At 58.9% G+C, this 15,112-nt stretch carries 18 protein-coding genes; 6 read left to right on the top strand and 12 right to left on the bottom strand.

Annotated elements, in window-relative coordinates:
- Nucleotides 1–265 precede the first annotated feature (265 nt).
- The 3 genes from VSQ83_RS22405 to VSQ83_RS22395 all read left to right on the top strand — a co-directional run bounded on the left by VSQ83_RS22405 (nt 266) and on the right by VSQ83_RS22395 (nt 2,857).
- Nucleotides 266–1,063 (top strand): transporter substrate-binding domain-containing protein, encoded by a 798-nt coding sequence (locus VSQ83_RS22405; protein WP_133076777.1) that lies wholly within the window; start codon nt 266–268, stop codon nt 1,061–1,063.
- Nucleotides 1,064–1,170: 107 nt separating this feature from the next.
- Nucleotides 1,171–2,130 carry an amino acid ABC transporter permease gene (locus VSQ83_RS22400; protein WP_442800257.1) on the top strand — a complete coding sequence of 320 codons (960 nt, stop codon included), beginning with the start codon at nt 1,171–1,173 and terminating at the stop codon, nt 2,128–2,130.
- Nucleotides 2,123–2,857, top strand: a complete 735-nt coding sequence (locus VSQ83_RS22395) for an amino acid ABC transporter ATP-binding protein (RefSeq protein WP_133076775.1) — start codon at nt 2,123–2,125, stop codon at nt 2,855–2,857. The genes VSQ83_RS22400 and VSQ83_RS22395 overlap by 8 nt, the downstream gene beginning before the upstream one ends.
- Nucleotides 2,858–2,906: 49 nt before the next feature.
- Here the strand turns inward: VSQ83_RS22395 and VSQ83_RS22390 are convergent, their stop codons facing one another.
- The 11 genes from VSQ83_RS22390 to ubiE form a co-directional block, all read right to left on the bottom strand.
- Nucleotides 2,907–4,472 carry a methyl-accepting chemotaxis protein gene (locus VSQ83_RS22390; RefSeq protein WP_326427557.1) on the bottom strand — a complete coding sequence of 522 codons (1,566 nt, stop codon included), beginning with the start codon at nt 4,470–4,472 and terminating at the stop codon, nt 2,907–2,909.
- Nucleotides 4,473–4,569: 97 nt separating this feature from the next.
- On the bottom strand, nt 4,570–6,486 hold the full coding sequence (locus VSQ83_RS22385; protein ID WP_326427555.1) for a methyl-accepting chemotaxis protein: 1,917 nt from the start codon (nt 6,484–6,486) through the stop codon (nt 4,570–4,572).
- Between the two features lie 141 nt (nt 6,487–6,627).
- On the bottom strand, nt 6,628–7,338 hold the full coding sequence (locus VSQ83_RS22380; protein WP_326427553.1) for a 16S rRNA (uracil(1498)-N(3))-methyltransferase: 711 nt from the start codon (nt 7,336–7,338) through the stop codon (nt 6,628–6,630).
- Nucleotides 7,335–8,132 (bottom strand): twin-arginine translocase subunit TatC, encoded by a 798-nt coding sequence (gene tatC, locus VSQ83_RS22375; protein WP_133076771.1) that lies wholly within the window; start codon nt 8,130–8,132, stop codon nt 7,335–7,337. Before tatC ends, VSQ83_RS22380 begins: the two co-directional genes overlap by 4 nt.
- Nucleotides 8,133–8,136: 4 nt before the next feature.
- Nucleotides 8,137–8,553, bottom strand: coding sequence for a Sec-independent protein translocase protein TatB (tatB, locus tag VSQ83_RS22370; protein WP_326427551.1), 417 nt, complete (start codon nt 8,551–8,553; stop codon nt 8,137–8,139).
- Between the two features lie 10 nt (nt 8,554–8,563).
- Nucleotides 8,564–8,842: a twin-arginine translocase TatA/TatE family subunit gene (locus VSQ83_RS22365; protein WP_019825245.1), complete on the bottom strand. Its 279-nt coding sequence runs from the start codon at nt 8,840–8,842 to the stop codon at nt 8,564–8,566.
- 23 nt (nt 8,843–8,865) lie between these two features.
- Entirely contained in the window at nt 8,866–9,198 is a 333-nt protein-coding gene (locus tag VSQ83_RS22360) for a phosphoribosyl-ATP diphosphatase (protein ID WP_016783168.1), read from the bottom strand.
- The gene (gene hisI / locus VSQ83_RS22355; RefSeq protein WP_133076769.1) at nt 9,191–9,592 is read right to left on the bottom strand and encodes a phosphoribosyl-AMP cyclohydrolase; all 402 of its coding nucleotides are present in this window, start codon (nt 9,590–9,592) and stop codon (nt 9,191–9,193) included. Before hisI ends, VSQ83_RS22360 begins: the two co-directional genes overlap by 8 nt.
- 79 nt (nt 9,593–9,671) lie before the next feature.
- A complete protein-coding gene (gene ubiB, locus VSQ83_RS22350; RefSeq protein WP_133076768.1) occupies nt 9,672–11,276 on the bottom strand; it encodes a ubiquinone biosynthesis regulatory protein kinase UbiB in 1,605 nt (534 codons plus the stop codon).
- The gene (locus tag VSQ83_RS22345; protein WP_326427550.1) at nt 11,273–11,896 is read right to left on the bottom strand and encodes a ubiquinone biosynthesis accessory factor UbiJ; all 624 of its coding nucleotides are present in this window, start codon (nt 11,894–11,896) and stop codon (nt 11,273–11,275) included. Before VSQ83_RS22345 ends, ubiB begins: the two co-directional genes overlap by 4 nt.
- Nucleotides 11,896–12,666, bottom strand: a complete 771-nt coding sequence (ubiE, locus tag VSQ83_RS22340) for a bifunctional demethylmenaquinone methyltransferase/2-methoxy-6-polyprenyl-1,4-benzoquinol methylase UbiE (RefSeq protein WP_016783172.1) — start codon at nt 12,664–12,666, stop codon at nt 11,896–11,898. The genes VSQ83_RS22345 and ubiE overlap by 1 nt, the downstream gene beginning before the upstream one ends.
- 106 nt (nt 12,667–12,772) lie before the next feature.
- Between ubiE and VSQ83_RS22335 the strand changes: the two genes are divergently transcribed.
- The 3 genes from VSQ83_RS22335 (at nt 12,773) to VSQ83_RS22325 (ending at nt 14,599) form a co-directional block, all read left to right on the top strand.
- Nucleotides 12,773–13,048: a polyhydroxyalkanoic acid system family protein gene (locus tag VSQ83_RS22335; protein WP_133076766.1), complete on the top strand. Its 276-nt coding sequence runs from the start codon at nt 12,773–12,775 to the stop codon at nt 13,046–13,048.
- 242 nt (nt 13,049–13,290) lie between these two features.
- Nucleotides 13,291–13,722: a hypothetical protein gene (locus VSQ83_RS22330; protein ID WP_133076765.1), complete on the top strand. Its 432-nt coding sequence runs from the start codon at nt 13,291–13,293 to the stop codon at nt 13,720–13,722.
- A 139-nt stretch (nt 13,723–13,861) separates the two neighbouring features.
- Nucleotides 13,862–14,599, top strand: coding sequence for a phasin family protein (locus tag VSQ83_RS22325; protein ID WP_133076764.1), 738 nt, complete (start codon nt 13,862–13,864; stop codon nt 14,597–14,599).
- 70 nt (nt 14,600–14,669) lie between these two features.
- On the opposite strand, the gene VSQ83_RS22320 is transcribed toward VSQ83_RS22325, so the two are convergent.
- Nucleotides 14,670–15,041: a gamma-butyrobetaine hydroxylase-like domain-containing protein gene (locus VSQ83_RS22320; RefSeq protein WP_219262202.1), complete on the bottom strand. Its 372-nt coding sequence runs from the start codon at nt 15,039–15,041 to the stop codon at nt 14,670–14,672.
- Between the last annotated feature and the right edge of the window lie 71 nt (nt 15,042–15,112).

The following is a 15,112-nucleotide window of genomic DNA, read 5'->3' as shown; positions in this document are numbered from 1 at the left end:
GCTTTTGCTTTGTAGTCGCTGCCGAAGGCTGCGAAGGGTTGCGTAGCAACCCGTTTCTCCAAAGGTACCACGCCCCCCCCTCGCAGCCTTCGGCAGCGACTACAGTTCCTGCGGCCTATAGTGCTTTTCTCTCGCAAAACTCGTCTCATAACCCTCAGTGAGTTAGCATCCGTTTTCGAATGGGTGAGTGCCCGGCTGTATTGGCTTTTTGAATCGAGCCTGCCGTTGGCCAACGCCTTAATTGAGTAGGTGAGGGGGAGTTGTGATGAAGAAGTTTGTGTCGAAACTGCTGTGCGGTGTGACTGCATTACTGGCGATCAGCGCAGCCCATGCAGGCGCAATTGATGACGCGGTCAAACGCGGCACTCTGAAGGTGGGCATGGACCCAACCTACATGCCATTTGAAATGACCAACAAACGCGGCCAGATCATTGGTTTTGAAGTTGACCTGCTCAAAGCGATGGCCAAGGCCATGGGTGTGAAGCTGGAGCTGGTTTCCACCGGTTATGACGGCATCATCCCGGCGTTGATGACCAACAAGTTCGACATGATCGGCAGCGGCATGACCCTGACCCAGGAACGCAACCTGCGCCTGAACTTCAGCGAACCCTTCATCGTAGTGGGCCAGACCGTGCTCATTCGCAAAGAGCTGGAAGACAAGGTCAAATCTTACAAAGACCTCAACGACCCGCAATATCGCCTGACGTCCAAGATTGGCACCACGGGTGAAATCGTTGCTCGCAAACTGATGTCAAAAGCCCAGTACCACGGCTACGACAACGAGCCTGAAGGTGTTCTGGACGTCGTCAACGGTAAGGCTGATGCCTTTATCTACGACGCCCCATACAACGTTGTAGCGGTTAACAAGTTCGGTAACGGCAAGCTGGTGTTCCTCGACAAGCCGTTCACCTACGAGCCTTTGGCCTTTGGTCTGAAGAAAGGCGACTACGACAGCATCAACTTCATCAACAACTTCCTGCACCAGATCCACGAAGACGGCACTTACGATCGCATCCATGACAAGTGGTTCAAAGACACCGCCTGGCTCAAAGACATGGAATAAGGCTGATTGATCAATCGCGGGCAAGCCCGCTCCCGCACCCTGTGTGGGAGTGGGCTTGCCCGCGATGACGGCCTCCCTAGCGACACAAAACGTGGAACCTGAAAGTGATCAAACAAAAAAAAGTCCAGTGGCCCTGGCACGTATTGACCGTGCTGGTGCTCATCGGTCTGGCGGGTGCGTTGTATTACGCCACTTCGCTGATGTCTTACGAATGGCGCTGGAACCGTGTTCCGCAGTACTTCGCCTATCAGGCCGAAGAAGCCCAGCGGGCAGCTGAACGCTCGACCATCATCGAACTGGTACGCAAGGGCGACACTGCCGAAGTCGTGCTGCGTGGCGAAGATGGCAAAGAACAACGCGTAACCGTTGCCGACAACAGCCTGCAACTGGCTGAAGGCGACGAGGTCGATGAAGGCGATGTCATTGGCGTGAACCGCCACTGGGCCGCAGGACCGCTGCTCTGGGGCTTGTGGACCACCGTCTGGCTGTCGCTGGTGTCTGGCGTATTGGGTTTGATCATCGGGCTGGCCACCGGCCTGTGCCGACTGTCGAACAACCCGACCCTGCGCGACCTCTCGACGCTGTACGTCGAACTGGTACGCGGTACACCGTTGCTGGTACAGATTTTCATCTTCTACTTCTTCATTGGCACGGTGCTCAACCTGTCCCGCGAGTTTGCCGGTATTGCCGCGCTGTCGCTGTTCACCGGTGCGTACGTGGCCGAAATCATTCGTTCGGGCGTGCAGTCCATTGCCCGCGGGCAAAACGAAGCGGCGCGCTCGCTGGGCCTCAACAGCAGCCAGTCGATGCGCCATGTGGTGCTTCCGCAAGCGTTCAAACGTGTGCTGCCGCCATTGGCCGGGCAATTTATCAGCCTGGTAAAGGACACCTCGCTGGTGTCGGTGATCGCCATTACCGAACTGCTCAAAAGTGGCCGTGAGGTCATCACCACCTCGTTTTCGCCGTTCGAAATCCTGTTCTGCGTAGCGGGCCTGTACCTGTTGATCAACCTGCCGCTGTCGCATTTCGCCAGCCGGCTTGAGCGGAGGCTCGCGCAAAGTGATTGAAGTTCGCGAACTGGTAAAAGTCTTCGACACCCGCGGCCACATCGTTCGTGCGGTGGACAACGTCAGCACCACTGTCGCCCAGGGCGAAGTACTGGTGGTGATCGGCCCGTCGGGCTCTGGCAAGTCGACCTTCCTGCGCTGCCTCAATGGCCTGGAAGACTTCGATTCGGGCTCCGTCAGCATCGACGGCCTGGACCTGGCCAACCCCAAAACCGACGTCAATGCCTATCGGCGTGAAGTCGGCATGGTGTTCCAGCATTTCAACCTGTTCCCGCACATGACCGTGCTGGAAAACCTGTGCCTGGCACAAAAGGTTGTGCGCAAGCGTGGCAAGGTCGAACGTGAAGCCAAGGCCCGCGCATTACTGGACAAGGTGGGTATCGGGCAGAAGGCCAACGAGTACCCGTCGCGCCTCTCGGGCGGCCAGCAACAGCGCGTTGCGATTGCCCGTGCGTTGGCGATGGAACCCAAGGTGATGTTGTTTGACGAGCCCACCTCGGCGCTCGACCCGGAAATGGTCGGCGAAGTACTGGACGTGATGAAGACCCTGGCCCGCGAAGGCATGACCATGGTCTGCGTGACCCACGAAATGGGCTTTGCCCGCGAAGTGGCGAACCGCGTGCTGTTCTTCGACCATGGCAAGCTGCTGGAAGACTCCGCCCCGGAAGACTTCTTCACCTCGCCCAAAGACCTGCGCGCCCAGGCGTTCTTGCGTCAGGTGCTGTAGTTCTGAATGTGTGGGAGCAAGCCCGCTCCCACACAGGGTTACAAGGCTGTCAAACCTTGAACCGTCCAACCAATGCCTGAAGATGCGTGCCCAGCCGCGCCAGTTCAATGCTCGAAGCCGCAGTCTCTTCGCTCGCGGCGGCGGTTTGCTCTGACACATCACGCACATTCAACACGCTGCGGTTAATCTCATCGGCCACCGCACTTTGCTGCTCGGCGGCGGCTGCGATCTGCTGGTTCATCCCCTGAATCGTCGACACCGTACGGGTGATGTTGCCCAGTGACTCGCCCGCACGGCGGGTCAGCTCAACGCTGTTGTCTGTCAGGGCACGACTGTTGTCCATGCTGCTGGACACCTGCTGGGTGCCGCTTTGCAGGCCGGCAATCAACTCTTCGATTTCTTCTGTGGATTTTTGCGTGCGCTGCGCCAGGCTGCGCACCTCGTCGGCCACGACCGCAAAACCACGACCGGCCTCACCGGCCCGTGCCGCTTCGATGGCGGCGTTGAGGGCCAGCAGGTTGGTTTGCTGGGCGACGGACTTGATCACGTCCAGCACGCTGCCGATCTTGTCGCTTTCGCGTTTCAGATGGCCCATGGCATCGGTGGAATGGCCGACTTCAATGGCCAGCTTCTCGATCTGGGCGATGGCTTGCGCGACCACGTTGTCGCCCTCGCGGGCCTGCTGGTCAGCCGCGACAGCCGCCTCGGAGGCTTCTTCCGCATTGCGCGCCACCTCTTGAACGGTGGCGGCCATTTCGTGCATGGCCGTGGCGACCTGATCGGTTTCGACTTTCTGGCTGTTAACCCCCGCGCTGGTTTGTTCGGTGACCGCCGAGAGTTCTTCCGCTGCACTGGCGATTTGAGTCACGCCATCGCTGATCCCGCCAATCAACTCGCGCAGGCCTTGGGTCATCCGTTGTATGGCTTGCTGCAGCTGCCCCAGTTCGTCGCGGCGGTCGGTGTGATGGTCTTGAGTCAGATCCCCGGCCGCGATGCGCTCAACGGTCTTGAGCGTGCGTTGCAGCGGGATCACGATCTGACGGGTAATGACCCAGGCGGCGATCATTCCCAGCACCAGCGCCAGCAGCGCGCAACTGATCAACAGGGTCGTGGCCTGATGGCTTTCGCTGTTGCGTTTGGCTGTCTGCAGTGCCGAGAGCTTCTGGCTCTGCTCGATCAGGACATCGCCCTGCTGGTGCATGCGCTCAACGGCCTGTTCGGGGCGGGAGCCCTGGATGAGATCGGTGAAGGCGCGTTTGTACTCGGTAACGGCATTGAGTTGCTGCTCGACCAGCACCAGGTCGTCGGGCGATACCAGCTGTTTGTGTGACTGCTCCAGCGCGTTGTCCAGTGCACTCAGTTGGCCGGTGACACCGGCCCGTGTGTCTTCTCCCGGATGGCGTTCGTATTCAAGGCGGGCAATGCGCAGGTCTTTGGTCAGCCCGATGATTTTCGAGATATTGGCCAGTTTGTCGCCTCTGTCGATCACCGACATCAGGCCATTCCAGCCCGTTGCGGCGATCAGCAGAGTCAGCACCAGTACCAGCCCGAAGCCCAGGCTGAGTTTGCGATTGACGCTTATATTGCCCAGCAGTTGGGCCAGCCGACGGTACATGGTGATACTCCTTCAAGGGGTATCAGGCCATCGGCGCCGGGGGCCGGAACTGAAGGGCAGTTGCCGTTAGTGTGATGGGAGTCGCACTGGCCGAGGGTCAGACCTTGAAGCGGGTGACCAGTGTTTGCAGGTGCGTTCCCAGCCTTGCAAGTTCCACGCTGGCGGCGGCGGTCTGCTCGCTGGCTGCGGCGGTTTGTTCCGACACGTCGCGCACGTTCAGCACACTGCGGTTGATCTCTTCGGCCACCGCGCTTTGCTGTTCGGCTGCTGTCGCGATCTGTTGGTTCATGCCCTGAATCGTCGATACGGTGCGGGTAATGGTGTCCAGGGACTCGCCCGCGCGGCGGGTCAGCTCAACGCTGCTGTCGGTCAGCAGGCGGCTGTTGTCCATGCTGCTGGACACTTGTTGAGTCCCGCTTTGCAGGCCGATGATCAAGACTTCAATCTCTTCCGTGGACTTTTGCGTACGCTGCGCCAGGCTGCGCACTTCGTCGGCCACCACGGCAAAACCGCGCCCGGCTTCGCCCGCCCGAGCGGCTTCGATGGCGGCGTTGAGGGCCAGCAGGTTGGTTTGCTGGGACACGGCCTTGATCACGTCGAGGACGCTGCCGATTTTGTCGCTTTCCTGTTTCAGATGAGCCATCGCCTCGGTGGACAACACCACTTCAGCCGCCAGGCGCTCAATCTGTGTAATGACCTGGGCGACCACGGTATCGCCCTCACGGGCTTGCACGTCGGCGGACATTGCCGCCTCGGAGGCCTCTTCGGCATTGCGTGCAACTTCTTGAACCGTGGCCGTCATCTCATGCATGGCCGTGGCCACCTGATCGGTTTCGATTTTCTGGCTGTTGACCCCGGCGCTGGTTTGTTCGGTCACGGTGGACAGCTGTTGGGCCGCACTGGCGATCTGAGTGACGCCGTTGCCGATGCCGCCGACCAGCTCTCGCAGCCCGCCGCGCATGCCTTCGATGGCCTGTTGCAGTTGGCCCAGTTCGTCGCGACGGGTGGTCGGATGCTCCTGGCTGAGATCACCAGCCGCCACGGCTTTGACAATATCGAGGGTGTCGCGCAAGGGGGTGATGATCTGCCGGGTGATGATCCACGCCGCAATGACGCCCAGCAGCAGGGCCAGGCTCGCGCAGATCAGCAGCGCGGACTTGGCCTGGCGGGTATCGCTGTCGCGCTGGCTGAGTTGGGACGCCGACAGTTCATTGCTCAGATCCACCAGGGCATTGCCCAGCACTTGCAGTTGCGACAATTGCTTGTCGCTGTGTACCTGAGAGTCGCGAAACTCGATAAAGGCGGCCCGATAGTTTTTCAGTGCTGTGCTGGCCTGCGCGAACTGGGGGCTGTAGGCACTGGGCATGATGCTGCTCAGGCGTGCGAGTTCTGTCAGCGCCTGGTCGATGGCTTCGATCGCAGGTGTAGCCGCTTCAAGATCGCCCGTGTGGGTATAGCCGCGCACCTCGAACCGCGCTTGCAACAGCAACCGGCTGACCTGGTTGACGCTATTGAGCTCGGCCAGGTTGTCACCCTGCAGCACGTCTTTTTCGATGGCGGCGATACTGGCCAGGGCGGCTTCGGACGTTGCACCGAGCTTGCCCCGGCTGACCTCGCGGGCCTGGGTTGCCTCGTCGATAGCCGCGAAGATGGTTTTGTATTGCGACACGACCTTGAGTTCCTGGTCGCTCAGGCTCAAGTCACTGGCCTGGACCATGCGCTCCTTGGCGGCGGCGAGGTTGGTACCGATCTCGTTGAGCAGATCGTTGACCAGATCGGGGCCGTTTTCGCCGTTGTCCTTGTCGTAGGTGACGCGGGCGATGCGCAGGTCCTTGATCAGCGTGATGACCTGGGAAATATTGGCCAGCTTGTCGCCGCGATCAATGACAGACATCAGCCCCTTCCAGCCGGTGACGGTGATCAGCAGTGTCAGCAGCAAGACGGTACCGAAGCCCAGGCTGAGTTTACGAATGACACTGATATTGCCCAGGGTGGCAGATAACCAATGGTTCATGGACGAACTCCTTTTTTTGATCGATTGGTATCGATAACAGCCGTCCATGGCTTCTTGAATGATCTTGACGTGTTAATGCATCGGCTCGGTCGAGCAAAACTGAAGCAGGCAGATGATACAAAATGTATTTAAATCGGGCTGTCAGAACAACCGGGCGAGCAGGGCGGTGACGGCGGTTTCGACCCGCAGGATACGTGCCCCCAGTTGCACCGGTTGCAGGCCTGCCTTGGCCAGCAAGTCGATCTCGTAGGGAATCCAGCCACCTTCCGGGCCGATGGCCAGGGTCACGGCTTCATCCAGCCCGCGCGGGCAGGCCGGGTAATCTCCCGGATGGCCCACCAGGCCCAATGTGCCTTCGACCAGCGTCGGCAAACGGTCTTCGACAAACGGCTTGAAGCGTTTTTCGATAATGACTTCGGGCAAGACGCTGTCCCGTGATTGCTCCAACCCCAGGATCAATTGCTCACGAATGGCTTCGGGTTCCAGGAACGGTGTCTGCCAGAAGCTTTTTTCGACCCGATAACTGTTGACCAGAATGACCTTGGGCACGCCCATCGAGGCCACGGTTTGCAGTACCCGGCGCAGCATTTTCGGGCGTGGCAGGGCAAGCAACAAGGTCAGGGGCAGTTTGGCCGGTGGTGGTTGGTCAAGGCTGTGGATAACCAGTTCGGCTTCCCTGGCCTCAAGGCGCACCAGTTCGGCGCTGCCCATCAATCCGCCAATCTTGCCCACGCGCAGGCTGTCGCCGACAGCGGCCCGATGAACTTCCTGCATATGAGTCAGGCGCCGATCGCGCAGGATCACGCGGTCGGCGGCAATGAAATCAGCCTCTTCGAGGAGCAGCAGGTTCACGCTTGCGGTGCTGGCGGTTGGGCGTCGCTATCAGCCGAGGGTTCGTCCGGGTCTTCGCCGCGTTTGTTCTTGCTGATCAGGCTGCCAAACAGAATGCCGATTTCAAACAGCATCCACATCGGGATCGCCAGCAAGGTTTGCGAGAAGATATCGGGCGGGGTCAGGATCATGCCGACCACGAAACAGCCGATGATCACGTACGGGCGGATCTTGCGCAGGTATTGCACGTCGACAATGCCGATCCATACCAGCAGCACCACGGCCACCGGGATTTCAAAAGCCACGCCAAAGGCAAAGAACAGGGTCATGACAAAATCAAGGTAGCTGCTGATATCGGTCATCATCGCGACGCCTTCCGGGGTGGCAGCGGCGAAGAACTTGAACACCAGCGGGAATACCAGGAAGTAGGCGAACGCCATGCCGGCGTAAAACAGGAAGATGCTGGACACCAGCAGGGGCACGGCGATGCGTTTTTCATGCTTGTACAGGCCGGGCGCAATAAAGCCCCAGATCTGATGCAGGATCACCGGAATGGCAATGAACAGCGAGACCATCATGGTCAGCTTGAGCGGCGTCAGGAACGGCGAGGCCACGTCGGTCGCGATCATCGTCGCACCCACCGGCAGGTATTCACGCAGCGGCGTGGAGACCAGGGTGTAGATCTGCTGGGTAAAGGCGAACAGCCCGGCAAAGATGATGAAAATCGCCGCGATGCAGCGCAACAGGCGGGTGCGCAGCTCGGTGAGATGCGAGACCAGCGGCATTGGCTGGTCGTGTTCTGGCTTATCGCTCATGCGCTTAAGGGGCTCGCGGTGGCAGAGTGGGGTCGTGTGGCGCTGCCGGTTGAGGCGCAGGGTCGGACGCGGTTTTGCTCAGGCTCACGGGCGCGGGGCTCGCAGGCTCGACAGGCGCTGTGCTGACGGTCGGCTCGGTCGGCTCGGTCGGCGTTGGCGGCTTAACGGCGTCCTGCAGCGGAGCCAGGATTTTCTTGGCTTCTTCTTCCATCGACAGGATGTGTTCGTTGTGCAGCTGCCGACGAATTTCGTCCGCGCCGATTTCACGTTCAACTTCCTGTTTGATCGCATTGAAACTGCGTTTCAAGCGCCCGATCCACAGGCCCGCGGTGCGCGCGGCACCCGGCAGGCGCTCGGGGCCGAGCACCAGCAGGGCCACCAGGCCAACGAGCAGCAGTTCACTGAAGCTGATACCGAACATTAGTTTTGGCTCACACGTCTTTGCGGGTCGGCTCTTCGACTTTTTGCGCCTGCACGTCGATGGTGTGCGGCTCGTTCAGGGTCGAAGTCGTGTGTGGCTGCGGGGCGGCGGTTGGCTGCGCAGGCGGAACCACGGGCTCGGCTGGTTTTTCGTCGTCGTTCATGGCTTTACGAAAGCCCTTGATCGATTCGCCGACATCGGTGCCCAGGTTTTTCAGTTTTTTGGTGCCGAAGACGAGGACGACGACTACCAGAATGACGATCCAGTGTTTCCAGTCAAAAATGCCCATGATGTGATCCTTAACAGAGTGATTTAGGCGGACGGCCGTGAGGCTTTTTCCACGTGGCCAGAGGTTCCGATACGACGCTCCAGTTCATCCAGTACGGCCTGAGGGTGCTGCCCCAGCTGGGCCAGCATGATCATGCTGTGGAACCAGAGATCGGCTGTTTCGTAGATCACATCGCTGCAATCACCACTGATGGCGGCGTCTTTGGCGGCGATGATGGTTTCGATCGACTCTTCGCCGACTTTTTCAAGAATCTTGTTCAGACCCTTGTGGTAAAGGCTTGCGACATAGGAGCTGTCGGGGGTGGCGCCTTTGCGCGCTTCGAGCACTTGGGCTACGCGGCTCAAGGTATCAGTCATGGGAGTGCCCTGCGTGATAAATGGCGTGGGGATCTTTAAGCACCGGGTCGACGGTCTTCCACTCGGCATTGTCGTATACGCGATAGAAGCAGCTCTGGCGGCCGGTATGGCAGGCGATGTCACCGATTTGCTCAACCATCAGGATGATCACGTCGGCGTCACAGTCCAGGCGCATTTCATGCAGCTTTTGCACGTGGCCGGACTCTTCTCCCTTGCGCCACAACTTGCCACGGGAACGTGACCAGTAAATGGCACGGTTCTCGGCGGCGGTCAGGCTCAGGGCCTCGCGGTTCATCCAGGCCATCATCAGCACGCGCCCGGTTTTGTGGTCTTGGGCAATCGCCGGCACCAGGCCGTCGTTGTCCCACTTGATCTCGTCCAGCCAGTCTTTCATGTTCGACTCCGACAACCTGCCTCAACCCTGTGGCTGAGGCCTGGTGAATTCACAGTTTGCCAGCCTCGCCCGGAGCTGGCTATCGGCGCACGATCAGATACAAGCCTACGGCCAGCATTATGCCGGCAGGCCAATAGCCTGCAGTGTGCAGCGGACCGATACTGGCCAACAATGCGCCAGCTGCCAAGTGCCCGGCACCGATCAGGCGCAGGAACCAGCCGTCGCGAGACTCGCGAACGATCAATGGCGGGTTGTTGGCGTGTGGTTGCGACATGCGTTCCAGCAGGTCGCGGGTCATGCCGGCCAGGTGCGGGATTTGCTCGACCTGGCTGTGCAGGTTGCGCAGCAGGGTCTTGGGGCTCACGCGTTCACGCATCCAGCGCTCGAGGAACGGCTGGGCGGTGCTCCACAGATCGAGGTCGGGGTACAGCTGGCGCCCCAGGCCTTCGATATTGAGCAGGGTTTTTTGCAGCAACACCAACTGCGGCTGGACTTCCATATTGAAGCGCCGAGCCGTCTGGAACAGGCGCATCAGCACCTGGCCAAAGGATATTTCCTTGAGCGGTTTTTCGAATATCGGTTCGCACACGGTGCGGATGGCCGCTTCAAACTCGTTGAGTTTGGTGTGGGCCGGTACCCAGCCAGAATCAATGTGCAACTGCGCCACACGGCGGTAGTCGCGCTTGAAAAAGGCAAACAGGTTACGCGCCAGATAGTCCTGGTCCTCGGGGGTCAGGCTGCCGACGATGCCGCAGTCGATGGCGATGTATTGCGGGGCCCAGGGGTTAACGGTGCTGACAAAAATGTTGCCGGGGTGCATGTCGGCGTGGAAAAAGCTGTCGCGGAACACCTGGGTGAAGAAGATTTCAACCCCGCGCTCGGCCAGCATCTTCATGTCGGTGCGCTGATCTGCCAGTGCTTCGAGGTCTGTGACCTGAATCCCGTAGATTCGCTCCATCACCAGCACTTTCGGGCGGCACCAGTCCCAGTAGATCTGCGGGACGTACATCAGGGGCGAGCCTTCGAAGTTGCGCTTGAGCTGGCTGGCGTTGGCCGCTTCGCGCAACAGGTCGAGTTCGTCGTAAATGGTTTTCTCGTAGTCCGTCACCACGTCCACCGGGTGCAGCAGGCGGGCATCAGCGCTCAGGCGCTCGGCCGTGCGGGCCAGGATGAACAGCCAGGCGAGGTCGGAACCGATGATCGGCTTGAGGCCCGGGCGCACAACCTTGACCACCACTTCTTCGCCGGTCTTGAGCTTGGCCGAGTGCACCTGGGCCACCGAGGCCGAGGCCAACGGCTGGATGTCGAAGCGACTGAACACTTCGCTGATCCTGGCGCCCAGTTGCTCTTCGATCAGCTTGACGGCCAACTGCGGGTCAAACGGCGGCACGCGATCTTGCAGCAACATCAACTCATCGGCGATGTCGGCGGGCAGCAGGTCGCGACGGGTAGAAAGGATCTGGCCGAACTTGATGAAAATCGGTCCCAGATCCTGCAGGGCCAGGCGCAGGGCCGCGCCGCGGCTCAGCTCCAGCTTTTTGCGCGGGAACCAGCGCCACGGCAGCGCGTAGCGCAGGGACAGCATCCACCACGGCAACGGCAGGGCGAACAGCAGGTCATCCAGTCGGTAGCGAATGACGACGCGCTGGATACGAAACAAACGGCGTATGGCAAGCAGCTTCATGCGTTATCGCTGGAATTGAGGGATCGGGAGAGGCGCTCAACGCGTGCCTCCAGGCGATCCAGGTCGAGTTTGATTTGGTCGAGTTCGTCAAAGCGCGCTTGCGCCTCACGTTCGCCGACCAAGGTACGGGCTTCTTCGCTCAGGTATTCGGCCAGGTTCTGATTGAGGCTGGCGAAGCCTTGCTGGTACCAGTTGGCGCGGCTGCGCACATGCCTCCCGATCAATGCCGTGGCCACCGGCCCGATCCAGTTCGAGAGTTCGTACTCCCAATCCAGCTCCAGGTCTTGCAGCACCGCTGCCAGTTCCATCAGCACCGCGCTGTCGCCTTCCAGCTCGACTTCAGGGCTGTGCAGGATGGTGCTTTTGTCCTTGCTCAAGGCAAGGCGCAGCAGGCTGGAGGCGGGAGCGCGCAGGGTACAGTCGGGGTCGGCCGCCCATTGGGTAGCCAGCAGCAGGCCTTCATCGCTGGGCAGAATGAACAGGTGCAGCGAGGGGCTCGCACACTCGACGGCAATCAACTTGCCGGTCAAGGGGCGCAAGCGCGCCAGGGCCGTGCTGTCCAGCCGCACTATGCGGTTGACGCCGAGTTCGACGCTGGCGAGAAGGCCGCGCAGCAACATCAGGGCTTGATGCCGCGATGCAGGGCAACGATGCCGGAAGTCATGTTGTGATACGTCACGCGGTCAAAACCGGCCTCGACCATCATTGACTTCAGGGTTTCCTGATCCGGGTGCATGCGGATCGATTCGGCCAGGTAGCGATAGCTGTCCGGGTCGTTGAGGATCAGCTTGCCCACCATCGGCATGAAGGCGAACGAGTAAGTGTCATAGACCTTGGACATCAGTGCGTTGGTCGGCTTGGAGAACTCCAGTACCAACAGGCGGCCGCCCGGCTTGAGTACGCGCAGCATGGAGCGCAGGGCGTCTTCCTTGTGGGTCACGTTGCGCAGGCCGAAGGCGATCGTCACGCAATCGAAGTAGTTGTCCGGGAACGGCAGCTTTTCAGCGTCGGCCTGAACGAACTCGATATTGCCGGCTACGCCCTTGTCCAGCAGGCGGTCGCGGCCGACCTTGAGCATGGAGGCGTTGATGTCGGCCAGTACCACTTGGCCGGTCGGACCTACCAGGTGGGAAAACTTGCGGGCCAGGTCACCGGTGCCACCGGCGATGTCCAGCACCTTGTTGCCAGGGCGAACGCCGGACAATTCGATGGTAAAGCGCTTCCACAGACGGTGCATGCCGCCTGACAGAACGTCGTTCATCAGGTCATATTTGCCGGCTACAGAGTGGAAAACCTCGGCGACTTTCTCGGCCTTTTGGCTTTCCGGTACGTTTTTGAAGCCGAAGTGAGTGGTGGGTTCGGCATCGCTGCCTTTGCGCTGATCAGTCATATCGCTGTCACCAAAAGAGAATGCTGGCCATTCTAATCCCGGTGGCCGGCTTTGTCTTGGCGAGGGTGAATGTATAGTGGCGGCTTTATTTAACAGGAGCGACGCCATGGCGCGTATCAGCGTTGAACGTACCCACAGCCTGGGCCTTGAGGCTGCACGTGAGAAAGCCCAGCCTCTGGTCGAGAAACTGGCCAGCCAGTACGGCCTGACCCCTACCTGGGCCGGTGACACCGTAAAGTTGAAACGCTCCGGTGTGAACGGCACCCTGCAAATCAGCGAAACCAGCGTCAAGGTCGATGTGGAGCTTGGGCTGCTGATGTCAGCGATGAGCGGCATGATCCAGTCAGAAATCGAACGGTCGCTGGACAAAGCCCTGTCGTGATCGTAACCGCCTGCCCGTCGTGATGATCTGCGGTGGGCGGAGCCGGAATAGGCAGGCATCAGAATTATGATTGTGAGAATGTTCTAAATGAAGCGCTGTAATAGTTGACTTCGTATAAGCGAATATTTTTTGTAGTTGATGTGGAAGGTTTTTTTATATTCCAGGGTCGATTTTGTTGTTTTGAGTTTATATGGGTTTTTACCTAGTGTTGTTTTAAACATAAACAACAAAGGTAATCCTGCATGACTTATCACGTGTGTTCCATTACTTATAAAACAACGCTGACTGAGGCCGTAATGGCAGACAGGGTCAGGCGTGTTGCAGAGTCTTTTTCATCTTCGCGAGGCTATCAAGTTGTCCCGGGGTGTGAGGGTGAACGCTTTATATTGCAGAGTTCCAGTTCGCAACGAACGGGTTTTGTAATGGTTGGTTCCGGCGTGGTCCAGTTTTTTGTGTATGTGTTTGGCGCACAAGAAGCGCTGGCCAACGCCCATGCTGTTGAAGCCGAGATGGGGGCGTTAATGAAAAAAGAGTTCGCTGACTCGGAACAAATACCTGGAACGCTGCTAAAACCCCTTCGAACAGTGAAAGAAATCGAATTCCCTGATATCGATGAAGCGCTGCTTAAGATTGACTTGTCTGAAGCGCAACCCGGTGACATCAAGCTCGTTTAATGGGTCGCTAAACCGTGGTGCTCACCTTGATACAAGGTTGTTTAGCGTCTACACCTGAAGCAGGTGAGCACCTTTGTTCATCTTGATGATTCGACGATCTTGCTCACTGACGTCGCGACTTAACATTAAGGGGAACACGATGGCTGCTAAAAAACCGACTGCAAAAGAAAGTCATTCATGGGTTGGCAAGGTTGAAGAGTACTCACGCAAAATCTGGTTGGCAGGTCTGGGCGTGTACTCGAAGATTGATACCGATGGCAGCAAGCTGTTTGACACCCTGGTCAAGGATGGCGAAAAAGCCGAAAAGCTGGCCAAGGACGCGGGTCACAAAGTAGCCGAGGGTGTAAAGGCATCAACGTCATCTGCCCGTTCTCGGGTTGAAGATGTTAAAGATTTGGCACTGGAGAAATGGAGCGAGTTCGAAGAGGCTTTCGATAAGCGTCTCAACAGTGCCATTACCCGATTGGGTGTACCCAGCCGAGAAGAAGTCAAAGCGCTGCATGCCAAGGTCGAGACGCTGACCAAGCATATAGAGAAGCTGACTGCGGCCGCTGCCAAAGTCACGGCCACCAAGGCCCCGGCTGCGAGCAAGCCTGCACCGGCAAAGCCTGCAGTAAAAGCTGCGGCAAAACCGGCGGTTGTAAAATCGACGGCTAAACCAGCGGTAAAAGCGGCTGCCAAGCCCGCCACCAAGCCCACTGCCAAAGCGGTAGCCAAACCTGCGGCCAAGGCACCTGCGGCGGCCAGCAAGCCTGCACCTGCCAAAGCCGCAACAGCCAAGCCCGCCGCCAAAAAGCCTGCTGCCAAAAAGCCCGCAGCGGCTCCCAAAACGCCTACGGCTGAGGCAGCGGCAACTACACCCACAACGTCTGCTTGATTGCAGGCACATTAAACCCTGTAGCAGCTGACGTAGTAACGTAGCTGCTACAGAGATAGGTGCAACGGGATCAAAGCATCAGCTTTACGACCGATACCGACGGGTCGCGGGACTTGCCGGCTTTTTCCAGCTCTTGCAGATAGTCAGCCCACAGCTCTTGTTGGCGTACGCCGAGCTGGTAGAGGTACTCCCAGGTAAACAACCCGCTGTCGTGTCCGTCATCGAAGGTCAGTTTCAGCGCGTACTGGCCTGCTGGCTCGATCTTGCTCAAACCGACATTAATTTTGCCGAATTGCAGAATCGGATTGCCGTGGCCCTGAACTTCGGCGGACGGGGAGTGCACGCGCAAAAATTCGGCAGGCAAGTGGTATTGCTCGCCGGACGGGTATTTAAGCGTGAGGGTTTTGGAGGCTTTGTGCAGGTTGATGGCGCTGGGGATCATGGTCATAACCTTAGGTCATTGCACAAACACTGTAGCCGCTGGCGCAGGCTGCGATCGCCAACGCAGTTGGC

The organism is Pseudomonas sp. DSV-1, assembly GCF_035830915.1.
Taxonomy (GTDB): Bacteria; Pseudomonadota; Gammaproteobacteria; order Pseudomonadales; family Pseudomonadaceae; genus Aquipseudomonas.
Note: the sequence above shows the minus strand (reverse complement) of the source record. Positions and strands in the feature narration are given on the sequence as shown.